The following is a 20,319-nucleotide window of genomic DNA, read 5'->3' on the forward strand; positions in this document are numbered from 1 at the left end:
GTGGCAAAACACCGCTCTATCCACCGGAACCTCGCAAGATGTCGTCCTTGAAGCCCGTGCCCACAGGCAAGCATACGGATATCGAGAAGCGCTGCGCCGCAGCCGGCATGCGCATGACCGAGCAGCGCCGCGTCATTGCGCGCGTGCTCGCCGAAGCCATGGACCATCCCGACGTCGAGGAACTTTACCGGCGCTGTGTCGCAGTCGACGACAAGATTTCGATTTCGACCGTCTACCGCACCGTCAAGCTGTTCGAGGACGCCGGCATCATCGAACGCCACGATTTCCGCGAGGGCCGCGCCCGCTACGAGCAGGTGCCGGAGAGTCATCACGACCATCTCATCAATCTGCGCGACGGCAAGGTGATCGAATTCACCTCCGAGGAAATCGAAAAGCTCCAGACCGAAATCGCGCGCAAGCTTGGTTACAAGCTGGTCGACCACCGGCTGGAGCTTTATTGCGTGCCGTTGGACGAAAAGACTCGGGACGACGACAAGTCTTGAGCACTTCGCCCCCTTTCGACCTCGTCATCTTCGATTGCGACGGCGTGCTCGTCGACAGCGAAGCGCTGGCCTGCGTCGTTCATGCCGACGTGCTGACGGAATATGGTTACGCGATCTCCGCCGAGCAGGTGCATGAGCGCTTCCTTGGACGCTCCGCACGCGAGGCACGGCTTGAGGTCGAGAGCGAACTTGGCCGCGCCTTTCCCGACACCTACACCGCGCAGTTGCGAGCGACGATTGACCGCGTGTTCGGCGCGCAGTTGCAGCCCGTTCCGCACATCTTCGAGGCGCTGGATCGATTGTCCCGGCGCATCTGTGTGGCGTCGTCCGGCACCCCGACGCGCATTCGCAGCAGCCTCGGCACCACCGGGCTTCTCAATCGCTTCGACCCGCATCTGTTCTCTGCGATGCAGGTCGAACGCGGCAAGCCTGCGCCGGATTTGTTTCTGTTTGCCGCCGCACAGATGGATACGCCGCCAAGGCGATGCGTCGTTGTCGAGGACAGCGTGCCCGGCGTCACCGCCGCGCATGCCGCCGGAATGACCGTGATCGGATTTACCGGCGGCAGCCACTGCCGGCCCGGCGATGCCGACCGGCTGCGGGCGGCCGGCGCGAACATTGTCATCGGCGATATGCGCGCATTGCCCGGCCTGATCGAACCCAGCCTCGACCACGCTGAAATAAGCGCCATTTAGGGACGCGATTAGATTCGCCCCTGAAAACTCCACCAGGACAAATAGATAGACCCTGCTTGGAGCGCTCTGAATATCATCCGGTCGCTGGATTTCGCCGCCCTTTATCTATATTTGAAGCGCCAGAGAGAGCGGCCCGGAGCGCCGCCAGACCCAAGGTTTCGATGACCGCGCCGCGGAAGCTGCACATCAAGTCATACGGCTGTCAGATGAATGTCTACGATGCGCAGCGCATGGTGGACACGCTCGCGCCTGAGGGATTCGTCGAAACGGCAAACGCCGACGACGCCGATCTTGTGATCCTCAACACCTGTCACATCCGCGAGAAGGCGTCCGAGAAAGTTTATTCGGAACTTGGACGCCTGCGCACCGCCAAGGACGAAGCGGCCCGTAACGGACGCGAGATGAAGATCGCCGTGGCAGGCTGCGTCGCGCAGGCCGAAGGCAGCGAGATCATTCGCCGCGCGCCCGTCGTTGACGTCGTGGTCGGGCCGCAGAGCTATCATCATCTGCCGCAACTGCTGGCAAAGGCACAGACCGGCGGACGTGCGATCGAGACCGAGTTTCCGGTCGAGGACAAGTTCGCGTCGCTGCCCGATCCGAAACCGGCGATGATCCGCGCGCGCGGCATCTCGTCTTTCGTCACGGTGCAGGAAGGCTGCGACAAGTTCTGCACCTTCTGTGTGGTGCCTTACACGCGCGGCATGGAAGTGTCGCGTCCGGTGGCGCGCATCATTGACGATGTGAAGCGCCTCGCCGATAACGGCGTGCGCGAGATCACGCTGATCGGCCAGAACGTCAACGCGTTTCATGGCGAGGGCAGCGACGGCAAGCCATGGTCGCTCGGTCAGCTTCTGTATCGGCTCGCGGACATTCCGGGCATCGCTCGCCTGCGTTACTCGACCAGCCATCCCCGCGACGTCGATGAGGCACTGATCGAAGCCCACCGGGACATTCCGGCCGTGATGCCGTTCGTGCATCTGCCGGTGCAGTCCGGCTCCGACCGGATCCTGGAGGCGATGAACCGCAAACATACCGCCGCCGACTATGCGAGAACCGTGGAGCGGTTCCGCAAGGTGCGCGAAGACATTGCCTTTTCATCGGATTTTATTGTCGGTTTTCCGGGTGAAACCGAGGAAGATTTTTCCGCAACACTCGCGCTGGTTCGCCAAATCGGCTACGCTGGCGCCTATTCGTTCAAGTATTCGCCCCGGCCCGGGACACCGGCCGCGGACATGCGGGAGACGGTTACGGCCACTGTGATGGACGAGCGATTGGCGCGGCTCCAGGAGTTGATCGACAGCCAGCAGGCTGCCTTCAACGCGGCAGTGATCGGCAAGACGGTCGATGTGCTGTTCGAGCGCGCCGCGCGCAATCCCGGTCAGGTCGTCGGCCGCACTGCTTACCTGCAACCTGCTCACGTCATGGCGCCGCCCGACATCATCGGCCAGGTGCTGCCCGTCGCCGTCGACAGCCTCGAGCGCTACAGCCTGATCGGCGTACTCGCAGGTCCAGCCGCTTCTCCCGTCTCGTCACTTTCCCAGTCCGCCATGACCACCGGAGCCTGAACCCTTGCCAAAAAGCGCATCGGATTCGCCGACACTCGCCCCTGGCCGCAAAAACGACCGAGACGTTCCAACACCGCACGAAGCCCAAATCGTCGTCGCCTTCGATGACAACGGCGCAGCCTCCGCACTGGTCGGTCCCTACGGACAAAACCTCGCCTTGATCGAGCGCCGCCTTGGCGTTGTCGCCGACTCGCGGGGCAATCACATCACCGTCGCCGGCTCGCGCGACGGCTGCGATGCCGCGCGGCGCGTACTTGAAATGCTCTATGAGCAGGCTGTGCGCAGCCAGGACATTGCCCAGGGCGATGTCGAAGGCGCGATCCGCGCCGTGATCGCGCAGGGCTCGCTGTTTGAATTCGATCCGAAAGCCGCGAAATCGCAGTTCGAGGAAATCAATCTGCGCAAGCGCCCGGTGCGGGCGCGCACCGCCGCGCAGGATTCATACATTCGCGCGTTGAAGCGGCACGAGCTGGTGTTCGGCATCGGCCCCGCCGGCACCGGCAAGACATGGCTCGCGGTGGCGCAGGCCTGTCAGTTGTTCGAGCGCAAGGAAGTCGACCGCATCATCCTCTCACGCCCCGCCGTTGAAGCGGGCGAGCGGCTTGGATTCCTGCCCGGCGATATGCGCGAGAAGGTCGATCCGTATCTGAGGCCGATCTACGACGCGCTGTATGACCTGATGGACTCGCGCATCGTCGAGCGCGGCCTGCAGAGCGGCGAAATCGAAATCGCACCGCTGGCCTTCATGCGCGGCCGCACCCTGACCAACGCAGCGATCATTCTGGATGAAGCGCAGAACACCACATCGATGCAGATGAAGATGTTCCTGACGCGTCTCGGCGAGAACAGCCGCATGATCATCACCGGCGATCCGAGCCAGGTCGACCTGCCCAATGGCCAGCCGTCGGGGCTGGCGGAAGCCGCCAAGCTGCTCGACGGCGTCGAAGGCATCGCCCAGGTGAGATTCCAGGCGCAGGACGTGATCCGCCATGAACTGGTGGCGCGGATCGTTGCCGCATATGAAGGCGTGCCGAAGCAGCCCGGCGCAGGCACCCCTTGATGCATCGATGAAACAGAGCGCCAGTTGCAACCAAGATCTTTGACATGACGTCCGCCGACATACCCGCGACCGAAGTCCTCGTCACCGCCGACTGCTGGAACAGCGAGAGCGATGCGGAGACGACGATTCATCGCGCCATCGAAGCGGCCGCCGCCATGGTCGACGCCGACACCGCCGATGCCGAACTGGCGATCATGCTGACCGACGATGCAGGCATCCGCACGCTCAACAAGAACTGGCGCGGCATCGACAAGCCGACCAACGTGCTGTCGTTTCCCGCGCAGCAATCGGAGCGCGCCGACGACGACGCCCCGCGCATGCTTGGCGATATTGCAATTGCCTATGAAACCACACGTTCCGAGGCCGATGCCGAGCACAAGCCGTTCGAGCACCATCTCAGCCATCTGGCGGTGCATGGTTTTCTCCATCTGATCGGCTACGATCACGAAAACGATAACGACGCCGAGATCATGGAAGGTCTCGAGCGTGATATTCTTGCGCAGCTCGGAATTCCCGATCCTTACGCGCACGACGACCAGGTGAACTAAGTGCCCAGCTCTCTCGCCGACAAGTCCGACAGCGATCCTTCCGAAACGGCGGGACCGGGCAATCTGCCGGTGCCGGTTCAGCAGGTCGAGGTGCTCCGGCCATCGTCGGAACTTTGGCTGATGCGCGCGCTGCGCACGCTGTTCGGATGGAAGGCGGGATCCGCCCGCGCCGACCTCCAGGTCGTGCTTGATGCTACCGCGCCGGACGAAACCAGCTTCACCACGATCGAACGCACCATGCTGCGCAACATCCTGGGGCTGCATGAGCGGCGGATCGCCGACGTCATGGTGCCGCGCGGCGACATCGTCGCGGTCAAGCGGGATATTTCGCTCGGCGAATTGATGAGCCTGTTCGAGAGCGCCGCTCATTCGCGCCTCGTGGTCTACAACGACACCCTCGACGATCCGGAAGGCTTCGTTCATATCCGCGACCTGCTCGCGTTCATCACAGCGAAGGCGAAGGTTGCGGACGAGGTCAACGCCAAGCGCAAGAAGCCGTTTCCAGCGGGACTCGATCTGCGTTCGGTCGATCTGCGCATGAAGCTGTCCGACGCCAGCATCATGCGCAAGCTGATCTATGTTCCGCCGTCGATGCCGGCCATCGATCTGCTCGCGCAGATGCAGGCGACGCGCATCCATCTGGCGCTGGTGGTCGACGAGTACGGCGGCACCGACGGTCTGGTGTCGATCGAGGACATTGTCGAGCAGGTGGTCGGCGAGATCGACGACGAGCACGACAGCGACGAGACACCGTCCGTGGTCCGGCAATCCGATGGGTCGTTCATCGCCGATGCGCGCGCCAGCCTGGAAGACGTGCAATCCGTGGTCGGAGAGGAGTTCGACACCGGCGAAGCTGGCGAGGATGTCGATACGCTCGGCGGCTATCTCGTTACGCAGGTCGGCCGCCTGCCGGTGCGCGGTGAAATCATTTCCGGACCGGGGGAGTTCGAGATCGAAGTGCTCGACGCCGATCCTCGCCGCGTCAAACGTGTGCGCATTGGAACGCAGAAGGACCGCTCCAATCTGCGTCATCGCGAGTTGCGCCGCAGGGAAGCCGCGAACGATGCCGCGCAGGCCCAGGCCAACGACAACACCAATCCGGCTTCATCCAGCGACGGCGCCGGCAATCGATGAAATCCTTCCGCGCGCTCATCTCCGGCATCATCCTGTCATGGGGATGGAAGCGCGCAATGATCGCGCTCACCGCGGGCGCACTGTCGGCGCTGGCGATGGCGCCATTCAACGCGTGGCCGATTCTCTTTCTGACGGTACCGGTCGCGGTCTGGCTGATCGATGGCGCCGGCGCGGGACGCCTCGGCGGCATTCCCGCAGCTGCGCTCAGCGGCTGGTGGTTCGGCTTCGGCTATTTCGTCGCGGGACTTTATTGGGTGGGCTACGCCTTCCTCGTCGACGCCCAGACTTTTGCGTGGCTGCTCCCGTTCGCGGTCATGGGCCTGCCGGCAGGCCTCGCGCTGTTTATGGCTTTCGGCTTCGCGCTTGCGCGGCTGATCTGGACGCCGGATTCGTTTCGCATACTGAGCCTCGCCTGTGCGCTCACCGTCAGCGAATGGCTGCGCGGACATATCCTGACCGGTTTCCCCTGGAATGCGTTCGGCTACGCCCTGACCGAACCCCTGGCGCTCGCGCAGAGCGCCTCGCTCATCGGCCTGTGGGGTTTGACGTTTATCGCAGTCGCCGTATTTGCATCTCCCGCCGTGCTGATCGACGACCGGCACGTCACGCCCCGTCCATGGATTCCGCTTGTCGCCTCTCTTCTCGTGCTTGCGGTGATGGGCGGCTATGGCGCAAGCAGGCTTGCGCGGCAGCCGACTCAATTCGCCGACAAGGTCAAGCTGCGGCTGATGCAGCCGAACCTGCAGCAGGATGTGAAGTTCAACTACGCCGCAAAGCAGATGGTGATGGACAAGTATCTGTCGCTGTCGGATCGCGCGACCGGCCCGCAATCGAGTGGCGTGCGCGACTCCACCATCCTGATCTGGCCGGAATCCGCGTTTCCATTTTTCCTGACGCGCGAAGCCGACGCGATGGCGCAGATCGCGAACCTGCTGCCACCGGGAACGGTGCTGGTGACGGGGGCGATTCGCCCGCCGGATCAGCCTGCCGGAACGCAGATCACCCGCGCCTACAATTCGATTTATGTCATCGATCACGATGGAACCATCCTGTCGATATACGACAAGCTGCATCTGGTTCCATTCGGTGAATACCTGCCGTTTCAGTCTGCAATGGAAAAACTCGGCTTCGTGCAGATCACCAAGGTACGCGGCGGTTTCATTCCGGGCGACCGGCGCCGGACGATGACGGTGCCGAACGCCCCGCGCATGCTGCCATTGATCTGCTACGAGGCGATCTTTCCGGGCGACGTCGTGCCCGGCGATGACCGTCCCGGCTGGATCGTGAACCTGACCAACGACGGATGGTTCGGCATTTCGACCGGCCCCTATCAGCATCTGCAACAGGCTCGCCTGCGCGCTGTTGAAGAGGGCCTGCCCATCGTCCGCTCTGCGAACACAGGCATCTCTGCGGTGATCGATCCGTTCGGTCGCATCATTGCGCGATTGGGGCTTGGCACCGAGGGCGTGCTCGATTCAGCCTTGCCCAAGCCAGCCTCTCCGACGCTGTTCTCGCGCGTTCGCGATATGCCGGTGGCGCTGGCGGTAGCATTGTCGACAGTTATCGTTATTCGACGCCGCGCGAAACAAAAGCTCTGACATCGCCGTAACTCTTCTGACGCGCGGTATTCTGGACATGTGTCCAGACCGTCCATCGCTATTCGAGGGTTCAATCGGCCTCAATGCGGTCACAGGGTTTAACCTAAATTCTTCATCACGGACGCGACAAGGATTTGACGATGCTGGCGCAAGAAGCGTATTCCGGACTGGTCATCGCCAACAGGTTCACCATCGTTTTCCATTTTTTGCCGATGACGCGGAGCTTGTAGATGACGACCAAGGCGCCCAATCCTGTTGACAAATATGTTGGCAGCCGCGTGCGCATGCGCCGGATCATGCTTGGCATGAGCCAGGAAAAACTCGGCGAAGCGCTCGGCCTGACATTTCAGCAGGTGCAGAAATACGAGAAGGGCACCAACCGCATCGGTGCAAGCCGGCTGCAGCAGATCTCGGACATTCTTCAGGTTCCCGTCTCGTTTCTGTTCGAAGGCGGCCCGGCCGGTCCGAACGCGCTGGCGGGATTGAGCGAGGCGCAGTCCCCCGCCTATGTTTCAGATTTTCTCGCGACCTCCGAAGGACTCGCGCTGACGCGGGCCTTTACACGGATTACGGATGCCAAGCTCCGCCGCAGCATTGTGGAACTCGTCGAGCAGATGGCGGCGCGCGAACAGTCCGACCCTTCATAACCTGAACGCACCGACGGGCGTGCGGATCTGGCAGGATCGCCGGACGTGCCCATGATCGATTTCACCCAGATCGTTCCGCGTGAGCGATGGATCGCCCCAGCCGGTAATTACGATGACCGCGAACGACCCAACTTCTTCACACCGGCAGAATGCCGAGCACGGGCAGGGCTCGTTTTTCGGCAGGCGCAAGGGACACAAGCTCCGCAATCATCAGGCCGACCTGATCGAAAATCTGCTGCCGCATCTCGCGCTCGACCTCGATCGCGCGGACGCCTCCGATCCGGGCGCGCTGTTCCAGGCGCCCGTCGACGAGATGCGCCTTGAGATCGGATTCGGCGGTGGTGAACACCTGATCGCAGAAGCACTCGCATTTCCGCGAACCGGATTCATCGGCTGCGAGCCTTACGTCAACGGCATGGCGAAAATTCTCGCGCAGATCGAAGCGCACAACATCGCCAACATCCGTCTGTTCGCGGGCGACGCCGCCGAATTGCTCGCGTGGGCGCAGCCGTCGAGCTTTGCACGCATCGACCTCATTCATCCCGATCCGTGGCCGAAGCGGCGGCACTGGAAGCGGCGCTTCGTTCAGGACGCCACCATCGCCGGGATGTCGCGCATCCTCAAACAGAACGGCGAATTTCGCTTTGTCTGCGACATCGACGATTACTGTGCATGGACCTTGATGCACATGCAGCGCTCTGCGGATTTCATCTGGACAGCGGAGCGCGCCGACGACTGGCGGCTGCCATGGCCGAACTACACCATGACGCGTTATGGCAGAAAGGCTGACCGCGAAGGACGCAAGGCCGCCTATCTCATCTTCCGGCATACGCGTTCTTAGGCCGGCAAACCCTTGTCGCGCAGGCGCCAGAACGTCAGCACCCGCAGCGCCGTCGCGGGCGACAAACGCTCATAGTTGATGCGGGCTTCTTCGATGTCCGGGCCGGCAGGCACGCGTCCCGGTCCCAGCCGCAGCACCACCAGGGCCCTCACCGTCGCCCATTCCAGCCCGATCGATTTTCCGAGCAGCAGAATGGGATCGTAGCGATCGCCGAGCATCAACTGGTGCACCACCGACAGCCGCATGCCTGTCAGCGCTGCGAGCGCCGCGATCGATTCCTCGTACTTGTGCGGCTTGGCGAAACCAAGCAAGGCTGCCTCGTTGAGTTCTCCCGCCTGATGCAGCGCCAGGATGGCGCGCTGGGCCGGCTCGAAATCGCGCACCTGTGGCTGCGTCTTCGGCGCGCCGGAAATCTCGATCATCGCCTGATTGATCGCCGCCTTCTGCTTCGGCTTCGCCGTATCGAACATCCGGCGGCGGACAAGATCGACGGACTTTGCCAACAGCTGCTTCAACGACGCTGCGGGGAGATCCTCGCGCTGGCCGACGGTGAGCGCCAGCATGCCGTCGTCGATGGCGCGCTTGACCAGCCCCGAATAGCCGTACTCGGAAAATTCCGCACCGGTATTGGCCGCGACATGGCGCACCACATCGCGGTCGCCGCGGCGGACGATCACATCGGTCACGGACGGAGACAGTGCCGGGCGCCCTGAGATCGCCGCCAGGTGTTCCTGACCCTTGGCGCGCGCGATTTCGATGAGTGTCGGATCGTCAAGCAGCGGCGACCGGCTCAGGATCGGACCGGCAATCTTGATTTCGTTTTCGTGCGCCAGTTGCTTGACCAGCGTCGGCGGGGCGTTGTCCAGCTTGGACAGCCGCTCCGCCAGTTCCACGCGTGTCTCGATTTCGGTTGCCGGCACAAGCCCGACCAGAATGTCGTCGAACAGCGCGACATGCCGGGTCTCGAAGTGCGCGGCGCCCTGAAGAAAAAGATCGGAAATCCGCTCGATCGCCGCCGCCCGCCTTTCAGCGGTGCCGTTCTTGACGATGTCATCGAGTTCGGGAATCAGGGAAAGGGCAGCTGCCATAAGCGTCTCTGGTCGCCGCTGGCACCGCGGTTTTACCGCAGGCCTCGAAGCGTTCGGGACTGTAGGTCACGCCAGATGAATGAACGGTTAGCCGGAAAGGTCACTTTGAGGACAGATGCCTGAAATGCGGCCGCGCTGGCGTCCGGATGCCGGGAGTTTGACCCAAGACCCTACGCCCGTTCGGCAAATCGGCACCCTGGCGGCCTTAAAACGGGTTCCGCAAGCGGTCCGCTCGCGCGGGAAGCCCTTGCCGCACAGGCCAAAAACGTCTATATCCGCGGCAACTGATAAATTCTCATACGCACACGTAGGAGAGTGGGCCCCCCGGGACCCGCTCTTTTTTATTACTTGATGGCCCGTGCCGCATGCAGCGGCGGACCGATAACCATAAGAGCACTTTTGACCCTGGACATGAGCGATCCTGCCGACGTTGCCATTGACGCCGAACTGCTTGCCGAACCGCGCCTCGTGGTCGAGCCGGGCGTCGGCGCGCGCGTGGCGACTGTCGCGGCGCCGGTCCTGCAGGGCATGGGCTACCGGCTGGTCCGGATCAAGGTTTCGGGCGAAGCCGGATGCACCGTCCAGATCATGGCGGAGCGGCCTGACGGCACCATGCAGATCGAGGATTGCGAAGCGATCTCGAAGGCGCTGTCGCCGGTGATGGATATCGCCGATCCGATCCAGCGCGCCTACCGCCTTGAGATTTCGTCTCCCGGCATCGACCGGCCGCTGGTGCGGCGTTCCGACTTCGAGCGTTACATCGGCCATCTCGTCAAAATAGAGATGGCCAATCCGCATGATGGACGCAAACGTTTCCGTGGCTTGATCCAGGGCCTCGAAGGCAACGCTGTCCGCATCGTGCGCGAAGACGCCAAGCCGGATCACAAGGGCGCGCAGGAACAGGACGTGCTGCTTCCGATCGAGGATATTGCCGGAGCAAATCTCGTTCTGACAAACGCCCTGATCGCGGAATCGATGCGCCGCGGCCGCGACGTCGAGCGCGAGCAGCTCGAGCAATCCGGCGCACTGCCGCAGCCCCCGGAACATGCCCGCCGCGCGCGTGAAAAGCGCGACCTGACCAAAAGCAACAAGCCGAAGCCGAAAGCTTCGGCCAAAGCGCCTCCGAAGAATACGAAAGCTCACCGCCTCGCCGCCGAAGCGAAAAAGCGCGCAGGCAAACCGGACCACCACGAAGGAGACTGAGCCATGGCCGCTGTCAGCGCCAATAAACTCGAATTGCTGCAGATCGCCGACGCCGTCGCACGCGAAAAGTCGATCGACCGCTCGATCGTGATCGCCGCAATGGAGGACGCCATCGCCAAGGCGGCCCGCGCCCGCTACGGCTCCGAGACCGACGTGCATGCCGAGATCGACGCCAAGAAGGGCGAATTGCGGCTGTCGCGCCACATGCTCGTTGTCGAGCAGGTCGAGAATTCCTCGAACCAGATTTCGCTGAAGGACGCGCAGCGCGCCAACCCCGGCGCCCAGATCGGCGACACCATCGCCGACACGCTGCCGCCGCTGGAATACGGCCGCATCGCCGCACAGAGCGCCAAGCAGGTGATCGTGCAGAAGGTGCGCGAGGCCGAGCGTGACCGGCAATATCAGGAATTCAAGGATCGCATCGGCGAGATCGTCAACGGCGTCGTCAAGCGCGTCGAATACGGCAGCGTGATCGTCGATCTCGGCCGCGGCGAAGCCATCGTGCGGCGCGACGAAATGCTGCCGCGCGAAGTGTTCCGCAACGGCGACCGCGTCCGCTCCTATATCTTCGATGTGCGCCGCGAAACCCGCGGGCCGCAGATTTTCCTGTCGCGCACCCATCCGCAGTTCATGGCGAAGCTGTTCGCGCAGGAAGTTCCCGAAATCTATGACGGCATCGTCGAGATCAAGGCGGTGGCCCGCGATCCGGGCTCGCGCGCGAAGATCGGCGTGATCTCGCGGGATTCCTCGGTCGATCCGGTCGGCGCCTGCGTCGGCATGCGCGGCTCGCGCGTGCAGGCCGTGGTGAACGAACTGCAGGGCGAAAAGATCGACATCATTCCGTGGTCGCCGGATATCGCCACCTTCGTGGTCAACGCGCTGGCGCCTGCCGAAGTCGCGAAAGTCGTGATCGATGAAGACCGCGAGCGCATTGAAGTCGTGGTGCCCGATACCCAGCTATCTCTTGCGATCGGCCGCCGCGGGCAGAACGTGCGTCTTGCCTCGCAGCTCACCGGCTGGGACATCGACATTCTGACCGAACAGGAAGAATCGGAGCGCCGTCAGGCCGACTTCGAGAATTCGACCCGCGTCTTCATGGAAGCCCTCAATGTCGACGAAGTCGTCGGCCAGTTGCTGGCGTCCGAAGGGTTCGGTTCGGTCGAGGATCTGGCGCTGGTGGACCCACGGGAACTCACCAGCATCGAGGGCTTCGACGAGGAAACCGCCAACGAGCTGCAAAGCCGTGCCCGCGAATATCTTGAACAGCTCGAGGCAGAACTCGAAGCGAAGCGAAAGGAACTGGGCGTGGAAGACGCTTTGACGACTGTGCCGGGCGTAACCGCCAAGATGCTTGTGAAATTCGGCGAGAATGACATCAAGACCGTCGAGGATCTGGCCGGCTGCGCCACCGACGATCTGGTCGGCTGGGTGGAGCGCAAGGACGGCGAGACCACCAAGCACGCAGGCATTCTCGACGCCAACGAGATTTCGCGCGAAGACGCCGAAGCCCTGATCATGCAGGCGCGCGTTGTCGCCGGCTGGATCACCGAAGCCGATCTCGCCAAGCAGTCCGAGGAAGCCGCGGCTTCCGAAGAAAACCCGGCGTAAGCAGAACGAAGCCGATGAAGCGAGGTACGGACAACATCATGTTCCGCAAGAGTTGAAGGAAATGACCCGCGCATGCTTGCCATCGCTGATCACGCAGATCTCGACAACGGACCCCGGACAAAATCCGGGACCGAGCGGATGTGCGCGGTCACGCGGCAAGTCGCGCCGATCGATGACCTGATCCGCTTCGTCCTCTCCCCGACCGGCGAAACCGTTCCCGACCTGAAGCGCAAGCTGCCGGGACGCGGGCTATGGGTTTCGCTGTCGCATGCCGCCGTGACGGAAGCCGCGAAGCGCAACGTGTTTGCACGCAGCTTCAAGCGCAACGTCCAGGTGTCGAAGACCCTGGCCGACGACGTCGACCGCATGATGGTCCGGGGGGCCTCCGAAGCCCTCGCCATGGCCGCGAAGGCCGGCCAGGTGGTGTCGGGTTTTTCCAAGGTTGAAGGCGCCATCGAGGGGCGGCAGGCGGTAGCCCTGATCCACGCCACGGACGGCGCTCCGGACGGAATCCGCAAGCTGAATGCCAGACTTGCCGCCGTAATGCGGGAAAACGGTGCGAAATCAGCGGATTTCCCCGTTATCGGCGTCCTGACCACCGATGAATTGGATTTGGCACTCGGGCGGGCAAATGTGGTACATGCTGCCCTGCTCGCGGGCCCGGCAAGCAAGACCTTCCTCGCACGTTGCCAGACGCTCTCCCGATTTCGGGGGACGGGTGGCGGTCACGATGGCGGGATTGATCAGAATAACTAGGGCATGGCCGTCTGATACGGCATGCGAGCAACGAACGAGATTGGGACTGTTGAATGGCTGATACGAAAAATCCTGGCGATAAGACGCTGAGCGTCGGTTCTAAAACTCTGTCGCTGAAACCGCGCACAGAGACCGGCGTCGTGCGCCAGAGTTTCAGTCACGGCCGCACCAAGCAGGTGGTGGTCGAGAAGAAAACCAAGCGCCGCCTCGCCGGCGATCCCGCGCCGGCGCCTGAAGCTGCGCCCGCCGCGCCTGCTCCGGCACCTGTTGCTGCACCTGCGCCGCGCACGCAGGCGCCCGCGCCGCGTCCGGCTTCACGCCCCTCCGGCGTCGTGCTGCGCACCCTGACCGAAGACGAGCAGAGCGCACGCGCAACCGCGCTGGCCGATGCGCGTGTTCGCGAAGAAGAAGAGCGCCGCGCGGCGGAAGCCGAGGCTGCACGCCGCAACACCAAGGAATTCAAGGAACAGCAGGAGCGTGAAGCAGCCGAAGCCCGCAAGAAGGCTGAGGAAGAACGCCATCGCGCCGAGGAAGAAGCCAAGGCCCGCGCCGAGCGTGAAGCCAACAAGCGCACCGAAGCTGCCGCAAAGGCCGCCGCTGCCGCAGCGAAGGCCCCGGCCGCTCCGGCCCGTCCGGCGCCCGTGGCCGCCGACGGCTCAGACGATGATGAAGCACCGCGCATGGTGCGCCGTCCCGGCGGCGGACCGGCACGTCCGGTCGTCGCGGCGAAGCCTGCCGCGAAGCCCGGTCCTGCGAAGCAGCGCGGCCGTCTGACCATTGCGACTGCGCTGAACGCCGACGATGTGCGCGAGCGTTCGATCGCCTCGTTCCGCCGCCGCACCCAGCGCCTCAAGGGCCATGCATCCAACGAGCCGAAGGAAAAGCTGATCCGCGAAGTCACGATTCCCGAAGCCATCACGATTCAGGAACTCGCCAACCGCATGGCCGAGCGTGCCGTCGATATCATCCGCCTGCTGATGAAGCAGGGCGCGATGCACAAGATCACCGACGTGATCGACGCCGACACCGCGCAGCTGATCGCCGAGGAAATGGGCCACACCGTCAAGCGCGTCGCCGCGTCGGACGTGGAAGAAGGCCTGTTCGACGTCGCAGAAGATCATGCCTCGGACACCACACCGCGTCCGCCGGTCGTGACCGTCATGGGCCACGTCGATCACGGCAAGACCTCGCTGCTCGACGCCCTGCGCCACGCCAATGTGGTCAGCGGTGAAGCCGGCGGCATCACCCAGCACATCGGCGCCTATCAGGTGACTTCGCCGGAAAGCGGCAAGAAGATCACCTTCATCGACACCCCCGGCCACGCCGCGTTCACCGCGATGCGCGCGCGCGGCGCCAAGGTCACCGACATCGTGATCCTTGTCGTGGCCGCCGACGACGGCGTCATGCCGCAGACAATCGAGGCGATCAACCACGCCAAGGCGGCGAAGGTTCCGATGATCGTTGCGATCAACAAGATCGACAAGCCGGACGCCAAGGCCGAGCGCGTGCGCACCGAACTGCTACAGTATGAAGTGCAGGTCGAATCCTTCGGCGGCGACGTCGTCGACGTCGAAGTGTCCGCCAAGAACAAGACCAATCTCGACAAACTGCTCGAAATGATCGCGCTGCAGGCCGAACTGCTCGACCTGAAGACCAATCCGGATCGTCCGGCCGAAGGCACCGTGATCGAAGCCAAGCTCGATCGCGGCCGCGGTCCGGTGGCGACCGTGCTGGTTCAGCGCGGCACCCTGCGGGTCGGCGACATTATCGTGGCCGGTGCCGAAATGGGCCGCGTCCGCGCACTGATCAACGATCAGGGCGAGACCGTACAGGAAGCAGGCCCGTCGGTTCCGGTTGAGGTTCTCGGCTTCAATGGTCCGCCGGAAGCCGGCGACCGCCTTGCTGTCGTCGAGAACGAAGCCCGCGCCCGTCAGGTCACCGATTATCGTGCACACCAGAAGCGCGAGAAATCAGCGGCCAGCAGCGCCGGCATGCGCGGTTCGCTCGAGCAGATGATGTCGCAGCTCAAGACCACGGGCCGCAAGGACTTCCCGCTGGTCATCAAGGCTGACGTGCAGGGCTCGCTGGAAGCCATTCTCGGCTCTCTCGAGAAGCTCGGCACCGACGAAGTTGCTGCGCGCATCCTCCATGCGGGTGTCGGCGGCATCTCGGAATCCGACGTGACGCTGGCGGAGGGTTTCAACGCTGCGATCATCGGCTTCAGCGTCCGCGCCAACAAGGAAGCGGCCGCTCTCGCCAAGCGCAACGGCATCGAAATCCGCTACTACAACATCATCTACGATCTCGTGGATGACGTGAAAAAGGCGATGTCCGGCCTGCTGGCGCCGACCTTGCGCGAAACCATGCTCGGCAATGCGCAGATCCTCGAAGTGTTCAACATCTCGAAGGTCGGCAAGATCGCAGGTTGCCGCGTCACTGACGGCAGCGTGGAACGCGGCGCCAATGTGCGCCTGATCCGCGACAACGTCGTCGTGCACGAGGGCAAGCTGTCGACACTGAAGCGCTTCAAGGACGAAGTGAAGGAAGTCCAGTCCGGCCAGGAATGCGGCATGGCCTTCGAGAACTACCAGGATATGCGTGTCGGCGACGTTATCGAGTGCTATCGCATAGAGACCATTCAGCGCTCCCTGTAAGTCCAAGTCTTCAGGGCGCGTTGAATTAAGACGGGACGTCATGCCCGCGAGCCTGTCCCCGGCGTGACCGGGGATCTCGCGGGCATCCACGTCTTCATTAAGTTCACAGCAAGGATGTCCATGGCGGGCCAGGCCCGGCCATGTCGTCTGAATTTTTCAGGACTGTTTCATGCCCCGCCAACAACGCGGCAAGTCACAAGGCTCATCGTCCGGCGCATCGCAGCGGCAGTTGCGAGTCGGCGAGCTTGTGCGCCACGCCATCTCCGATCTCCTTTCACAGGGGAGCGTGCACGATCCTGCGCTCGAGGGTCACATCATCACCGTGCCCGAAGTGCGGATGTCCCCCGATCTCAAGCTGGCAACGATCTATGTGATGCCGCTCGGCGGACGCGGCATCGAGGACGTGATCGCAGCGCTCGACCGCAACAAGAAGTTTCTCCGCGGCGAAGTCGCGCATCGCGTTAACCTAAAATTTGCGCCTGATCTTCGCTTCCGCGTTGACGAACGATTCGACGAAGCAGAACGGATCGAGAAATTACTGAGAACACCCGCGGTTCAAAAAGACCTCAAGACAGATTCGGACCAAGACTGATGAATGTGACGACCCCAGACCGCGTGATCGAACAGCAAACCGCCGATTCGAACGCGCCTGCCGAAAATAAATTTTCTGATGCCCGCACGCGGCATAACGATCCGCGCCAGCAAGGCGGAAAGCAACGTCAGCAGGGCGGCCAGCAGAAGCGCGACCGCCGCGACGTTCATGGATGGGTGATTCTCGACAAGCCGATCGGCATGACATCGACCCACGCCGTCGCCGTGCTCAAGCGCCTGTTCAATGCCAAGCGCGCGGGCCACGCCGGCACCCTCGATCCGCTCGCCTCCGGCGGACTGCCGATTGCGCTCGGCGAAGCCACCAAGACCGTTCCGTTCGTGATGGACGGCCGCAAGCGCTACCGCTTCACGGTCCAGTGGGGCGAGGAGCGTGACACCGACGACACCGAGGGCCGCGCCACCCAGACCAGCCCGGCCCGGCCTTCCGTCGAGGCGATCCGGGCCTTGCTGCCGCAGTTCACCGGGACCATCGAGCAGATCCCGCCGCAGTATTCGGCGATCAAGATCCAGGGCGAACGGGCCTATGACATGGCCCGCGATGGCGAGGTGGTTCCCCTGCAGCCCCGGCCGATCGAGATTCACGAGTTAATCCTTGTCGAACAACTAGATGGCGACCGCTCGGTGTTCGAGGCCGAATGCGGCAAAGGGACCTATGTCCGGGCGCTGGCCCGCGATATGGGCCGGATTCTGGGGTGTTTTGGCCATATTTGCGCGCTCCGGCGCACGATTTGCGGGCCTTTTACCGAAGAGGACATGATTCCGCTGGCAGATCTGGAGGCTTTGTGCGATAGAGCCGCGTCTGGCGAGGGCAGCCTCGCCGACGCGCTTTTGCCCGTTGAGACCGCGCTGGACGACATCCCGGCACTGGCCGTCACACGGGCGGATGCCGCAAGGCTCCACCGGGGCCAGGCGGTTTTGTTGCGCGGACGGGATGCGCCAATTTCAAACGGCACAGTCTATGCCACCGTCGGAGGAAGGCTTCTGGCCCTCGCCGAGATTGGCAATGGCGAACTCATCCCCAAGCGTGTGTTCAACCTGACCGGGCTGACAGCTCATCCCGGCCGCAAAGAAGGTGTTTGACGATGTCGATTGCCGCAGAACGCAAAGCGGAAGTCATCAAGACGAATGCAACCAAGGCCGGTGATACCGGTTCGCCTGAGGTCCAGGTCGCGATCCTGTCGGAACGCATCGCCAACCTCACCGAGCATTTCAAGACCCACGGCAAGGACAACCATTCCCGCCGCGGCCTTTTGAAGCTCGTCTCCACGCGCCGTTCCCTTCTGGACTACGTCAAGAAGAAGGACGAGGCGCGTTACAAGGCGCTGCTCGAGAAGCACAACATTCGCCGCTAAGAAATACACGCGCGCAGGTTTGCGCGCGTTTTTGTGTGGCGTGGGAATACGCCACGCATTTCCAACGCGTGGACCTCTGAAATGTCCACGCGGCGTGTCCAGCAGCAATCCGGCGGCTGGGCGATAACGGGTGACATGCCCGTACCATCGAAAGGATGGACGCCATTCGAAATTCAAAGACCATGGCAGGATCGCCGGACGCTGACGCGCATTCGCGCAATCAGCGTCCCGCAATCTTGCGCATGGTTTTTGTGTTTCAGGCGTCCGTTCTTTCGTGAACCCATGAAAGACGAAGACAATGTTTAATGCTCATTCAGTCGAGATCGACTGGGGTGGACGTCCACTCAAACTCGAAACCGGCAAGATCGCGCGTCAGGCCGACGGCGCCGTTGTCGCCACCTATGGCGAGACCATCGTGCTTGCCACCGTCGTCGCCGCCAAGGCGCCGCGTGAAGGCGTCGACTTCCTGCCGCTCACTGTGGACTATCAGGAAAAGACCTACGCGGCCGGCCGCATTCCCGGCGGCTACTTCAAGCGCGAAGGCCGGCCCACCGAAAAGGAAACGCTGGTTTCCCGCCTGATCGACCGTCCGATCCGTCCGCTGTTCGTTGACGGCTGGCGCAACGAAACCCAGGTCATCGTGACGGTTCTGTCGCACGACATGGAAAACGATCCGGACATTCTCGCGCTGGTGGCTTCCTCCGCTGCGCTGACCCTCTCCGGCGCACCGTTCCAGGGCCCGATCGGCGCAGCCCGCGTCGGCTTCATCAACGACGAATACGTTCTCAACCCGACCCTCGACGAAATGACCGACACCAATCTCGATCTGGTCGTCGCCGGCACTGCCGACGCCGTTCTGATGGTGGAATCGGAAGCCAAGGAACTGAACGAAGAGGTCATGCTCGGCGCCGTGATGTTCGGTCATCGGCATTTCCAGCCGGTGATCAAGGCGATTATCGAACTGGCCGAGAAAGCCGCGAAGGAGCCGCGCGAGGTTTCCTCCGTGGACAACAGCGCCATCGAGAAGGACATGCGCAGCGTCGGCGAGGCCGAACTGCGCAAGGCCTATGCCATCGCGGTCAAGCAGGATCGTTACGCGGCCGTCGGCGAAGTGAAGAAGAAGGTCATGGACCACTTCTTCCCGGAAGGCCAGGAGCCGAAGTACGACAAGCTGCGCGTCGCCGGCGTGTTCAAGGAGCTGGAAGCGGACGTCGTTCGCAACAACATCCTCGACACCGGCAAGCGCATCGACGGCCGCGACGTGAAGACGGTTCGTCCGATCGTCGCCGAAGTCGGCGTGCTGCCCCGCGCTCACGGCTCGGCGCTGTTCACCCGCGGTGAAACCCAGGCGATGGTTGTCACCACGCTCGGCACCGGCGAAGACGAGCAGTACATCGACTCGCTGTCGGGAACGTACAAGGAGCGCTTCCTGCTCCATTACAACTTCCCTCCCTACTCGGTCGGCGAGACCGGCCGTCTCGGCGGCACCAAGCGCCGCGAAATCGGCCACGGCAAGCTCGCCTGGCGCGCGATCCATCCGGTGCTCCCGGCTCACCATGAATTCCCGTACACGCTGCGCGTCGTCTCGGAGATCACCGAGTCGAACGGCTCATCCTCGATGGCCTCGGTCTGCGGCGCTTCGCTGGCGCTGATGGACGCAGGCGTTCCCCTGAAGCGGCCGACCGCGGGTATCGCGATGGGCCTCATTCTCGAGGGCGACCGTTTTGCCGTGCTGTCCGACATTCTCGGCGACGAGGATCATCTCGGCGACATGGACTTCAAGGTGGCCGGCACTGAAAACGGCATCACCTCGCTGCAGATGGACATCAAGATCGCCGGCATCACCGAAGCGATCATGAAGCAGGCCCTCGCGCAGGCGAAGGACGGCCGTATCCACATCCTCGGCGAAATGGCCAAGGCGCTCACCAACGCCCGCGCCGAGCTCGGCGAACATGCGCCGCGCATCGAGGTGCTGCAGATCCCGACCGACAAGATCCGCGAAGTGATCGGCACCGGCGGCAAGGTGATCCGCGAGATCGTCGAAAAGACCGGCGCCAAGGTCAACATCGAGGACGACGGCACCGTGAAGGTCGCATCCGCCAACGGCGAATCGATCCGCGCGGCGATCAAGTGGATCAAGTCGATCGCGTCCGATCCGGAAGTCGGCCAGATCTACGACGGCACCGTGGTCAAGGTGATGGAGTTCGGCGCGTTCGTGAACTTCTTCGGACCGAAGGACGGTCTGGTTCACATCAGCCAGCTCGCCGCCAACCGCGTGCAGAAGACCTCCGACGTCGTCAAGGAAGGCGACAAGGTCAAGGTCAAGCTGCTCGGGCTGGACGATCGCGGCAAGGTGCGCCTGTCGATGAAGGTGGTCGATCAGGAAACCGGCGAAGACCTCGAGGCCAAGCAGAAGGCCGAGGGCGTTTCCGCCGCCGAGTAATTGTCTCACAAC

General features: G+C 62.9%; 19 protein-coding genes. 17 read left to right on the top strand and 2 right to left on the bottom strand.

The genetic code is table 11. The features are described from left to right. Positions 1-38: 38 nt before the first annotated feature. The 7 genes from AC1Q67_RS10185 to lnt all read left to right on the top strand — a co-directional run bounded on the left by AC1Q67_RS10185 (position 39) and on the right by lnt (position 7,103). Complete coding sequence (locus AC1Q67_RS10185; RefSeq protein ID WP_006023544.1) at positions 39-503, top strand: Fur family transcriptional regulator; 465 nt, start codon at positions 39-41, stop codon at positions 501-503. Continuing rightward, the gene (locus AC1Q67_RS10190) at positions 500-1,198 is read left to right on the top strand and encodes an HAD family hydrolase (protein ID WP_492234216.1); all 699 of its coding nucleotides are present in this window, start codon (positions 500-502) and stop codon (positions 1,196-1,198) included. Before AC1Q67_RS10185 ends, AC1Q67_RS10190 begins: the two co-directional genes overlap by 4 nt. Before the next feature lie 161 nt (positions 1,199-1,359). After that, on the top strand, positions 1,360-2,763 hold the full coding sequence (miaB, locus tag AC1Q67_RS10195; RefSeq protein WP_492234215.1) for a tRNA (N6-isopentenyl adenosine(37)-C2)-methylthiotransferase MiaB: 1,404 nt from the start codon (positions 1,360-1,362) through the stop codon (positions 2,761-2,763). A gap of 4 nt (positions 2,764-2,767) precedes the next feature. Beyond that, the gene (locus tag AC1Q67_RS10200; protein ID WP_024575673.1) at positions 2,768-3,823 is read left to right on the top strand and encodes a PhoH family protein; all 1,056 of its coding nucleotides are present in this window, start codon (positions 2,768-2,770) and stop codon (positions 3,821-3,823) included. A gap of 44 nt (positions 3,824-3,867) precedes the next feature. Further along, positions 3,868-4,371 carry an rRNA maturation RNase YbeY gene (ybeY, locus tag AC1Q67_RS10205; protein WP_492234214.1) on the top strand — a complete coding sequence of 168 codons (504 nt, stop codon included), beginning with the start codon at positions 3,868-3,870 and terminating at the stop codon, positions 4,369-4,371. Further along, positions 4,372-5,505: a hemolysin family protein gene (locus AC1Q67_RS10210; protein ID WP_024575671.1), complete on the top strand. Its 1,134-nt coding sequence runs from the start codon at positions 4,372-4,374 to the stop codon at positions 5,503-5,505. Next, positions 5,502-7,103, top strand: coding sequence for an apolipoprotein N-acyltransferase (gene lnt, locus AC1Q67_RS10215; protein WP_492234213.1), 1,602 nt, complete (start codon positions 5,502-5,504; stop codon positions 7,101-7,103). The genes AC1Q67_RS10210 and lnt overlap by 4 nt, the downstream gene beginning before the upstream one ends. Positions 7,104-7,218: 115 nt before the next feature. On the opposite strand, the gene AC1Q67_RS10220 is transcribed toward lnt, so the two are convergent. Beyond that, on the bottom strand, positions 7,219-7,344 hold the full coding sequence (locus tag AC1Q67_RS10220) for a hypothetical protein (RefSeq protein WP_275450905.1): 126 nt from the start codon (positions 7,342-7,344) through the stop codon (positions 7,219-7,221). Here AC1Q67_RS10220 and AC1Q67_RS10225 point away from each other — a divergent pair. Both AC1Q67_RS10225 and AC1Q67_RS10230 read left to right on the top strand, forming a co-directional pair. Beyond that, positions 7,334-7,750: a helix-turn-helix domain-containing protein gene (locus tag AC1Q67_RS10225; RefSeq protein ID WP_024575669.1), complete on the top strand. Its 417-nt coding sequence runs from the start codon at positions 7,334-7,336 to the stop codon at positions 7,748-7,750. The two genes, AC1Q67_RS10220 and AC1Q67_RS10225, sit on opposite strands and share 11 nt — an antisense overlap. A 112-nt stretch (positions 7,751-7,862) precedes the next feature. After that, positions 7,863-8,591 (top strand): tRNA (guanine(46)-N(7))-methyltransferase TrmB, encoded by a 729-nt coding sequence (locus AC1Q67_RS10230; RefSeq protein WP_492234212.1) that lies wholly within the window; start codon positions 7,863-7,865, stop codon positions 8,589-8,591. Here AC1Q67_RS10230 and AC1Q67_RS10235 read toward each other — a convergent pair. After that, positions 8,588-9,679 (bottom strand): DUF2336 domain-containing protein, encoded by a 1,092-nt coding sequence (locus AC1Q67_RS10235; protein WP_024575667.1) that lies wholly within the window; start codon positions 9,677-9,679, stop codon positions 8,588-8,590. The two genes, AC1Q67_RS10230 and AC1Q67_RS10235, sit on opposite strands and share 4 nt — an antisense overlap. A gap of 411 nt (positions 9,680-10,090) precedes the next feature. On the opposite strand from AC1Q67_RS10235, the gene rimP reads away from it, so the two are divergent. From rimP to pnp, 8 genes are all read left to right on the top strand, one after another. Then, positions 10,091-10,882, top strand: coding sequence for a ribosome maturation factor RimP (gene rimP, locus AC1Q67_RS10240; protein ID WP_492234211.1), 792 nt, complete (start codon positions 10,091-10,093; stop codon positions 10,880-10,882). A gap of 3 nt (positions 10,883-10,885) precedes the next feature. Beyond that, the gene (nusA, locus tag AC1Q67_RS10245; protein ID WP_492234210.1) at positions 10,886-12,490 is read left to right on the top strand and encodes a transcription termination factor NusA; all 1,605 of its coding nucleotides are present in this window, start codon (positions 10,886-10,888) and stop codon (positions 12,488-12,490) included. Positions 12,491-12,562: 72 nt separating this feature from the next. Next, on the top strand, positions 12,563-13,246 hold the full coding sequence (locus AC1Q67_RS10250) for an RNA-binding protein (protein ID WP_492234209.1): 684 nt from the start codon (positions 12,563-12,565) through the stop codon (positions 13,244-13,246). A 53-nt stretch (positions 13,247-13,299) separates the two neighbouring features. Further along, positions 13,300-15,900: a translation initiation factor IF-2 gene (gene infB / locus AC1Q67_RS10255; RefSeq protein ID WP_492234208.1), complete on the top strand. Its 2,601-nt coding sequence runs from the start codon at positions 13,300-13,302 to the stop codon at positions 15,898-15,900. A 169-nt stretch (positions 15,901-16,069) separates the two neighbouring features. Then, positions 16,070-16,492, top strand: a complete 423-nt coding sequence (gene rbfA / locus AC1Q67_RS10260) for a 30S ribosome-binding factor RbfA (protein WP_024575662.1) — start codon at positions 16,070-16,072, stop codon at positions 16,490-16,492. Next, positions 16,492-17,592 (top strand): tRNA pseudouridine(55) synthase TruB, encoded by a 1,101-nt coding sequence (gene truB, locus AC1Q67_RS10265; RefSeq protein WP_492234207.1) that lies wholly within the window; start codon positions 16,492-16,494, stop codon positions 17,590-17,592. The genes rbfA and truB overlap by 1 nt, the downstream gene beginning before the upstream one ends. 2 nt (positions 17,593-17,594) lie before the next feature. Further along, on the top strand, positions 17,595-17,864 hold the full coding sequence (rpsO, locus tag AC1Q67_RS10270) for a 30S ribosomal protein S15 (protein WP_024575660.1): 270 nt from the start codon (positions 17,595-17,597) through the stop codon (positions 17,862-17,864). A gap of 298 nt (positions 17,865-18,162) precedes the next feature. After that, positions 18,163-20,307: a polyribonucleotide nucleotidyltransferase gene (pnp, locus tag AC1Q67_RS10275; protein ID WP_492234206.1), complete on the top strand. Its 2,145-nt coding sequence runs from the start codon at positions 18,163-18,165 to the stop codon at positions 20,305-20,307. Positions 20,308-20,319 lie beyond the last annotated feature (12 nt).

Source organism: Afipia sp. GW823-FHT06G09 (assembly GCF_058794875.1).

Excerpts from the sequence above, each read along its gene's own strand:
- AC1Q67_RS10185 (WP_006023544.1), top strand. The coding sequence starts at position 39 with ATGTCGTCCTTGAAGCCCGTGCCCACAGGCAAGCATACGGATATCGAG.
- miaB (WP_492234215.1), top strand. The coding sequence starts at position 1,360 with ATGACCGCGCCGCGGAAGCTGCACATCAAGTCATACGGCTGTCAGATG.
- ybeY (WP_492234214.1), top strand. The coding sequence starts at position 3,868 with ATGACGTCCGCCGACATACCCGCGACCGAAGTCCTCGTCACCGCCGAC.
- lnt (WP_492234213.1), top strand. The coding sequence starts at position 5,502 with ATGAAATCCTTCCGCGCGCTCATCTCCGGCATCATCCTGTCATGGGGA.
- AC1Q67_RS10225 (WP_024575669.1), top strand. The coding sequence starts at position 7,334 with ATGACGACCAAGGCGCCCAATCCTGTTGACAAATATGTTGGCAGCCGC.
- AC1Q67_RS10230 (WP_492234212.1), top strand. The coding sequence starts at position 7,863 with ATGACCGCGAACGACCCAACTTCTTCACACCGGCAGAATGCCGAGCAC.
- AC1Q67_RS10235 (WP_024575667.1), bottom strand. The coding sequence starts at position 9,679 with ATGGCAGCTGCCCTTTCCCTGATTCCCGAACTCGATGACATCGTCAAG.
- rimP (WP_492234211.1), top strand. The coding sequence starts at position 10,091 with ATGAGCGATCCTGCCGACGTTGCCATTGACGCCGAACTGCTTGCCGAA.
- nusA (WP_492234210.1), top strand. The coding sequence starts at position 10,886 with ATGGCCGCTGTCAGCGCCAATAAACTCGAATTGCTGCAGATCGCCGAC.
- AC1Q67_RS10250 (WP_492234209.1), top strand. The coding sequence starts at position 12,563 with ATGCTTGCCATCGCTGATCACGCAGATCTCGACAACGGACCCCGGACA.
- infB (WP_492234208.1), top strand. The coding sequence starts at position 13,300 with ATGGCTGATACGAAAAATCCTGGCGATAAGACGCTGAGCGTCGGTTCT.
- rbfA (WP_024575662.1), top strand. The coding sequence starts at position 16,070 with ATGCCCCGCCAACAACGCGGCAAGTCACAAGGCTCATCGTCCGGCGCA.
- truB (WP_492234207.1), top strand. The coding sequence starts at position 16,492 with ATGAATGTGACGACCCCAGACCGCGTGATCGAACAGCAAACCGCCGAT.
- rpsO (WP_024575660.1), top strand. The coding sequence starts at position 17,595 with ATGTCGATTGCCGCAGAACGCAAAGCGGAAGTCATCAAGACGAATGCA.
- pnp (WP_492234206.1), top strand. The coding sequence starts at position 18,163 with ATGTTTAATGCTCATTCAGTCGAGATCGACTGGGGTGGACGTCCACTC.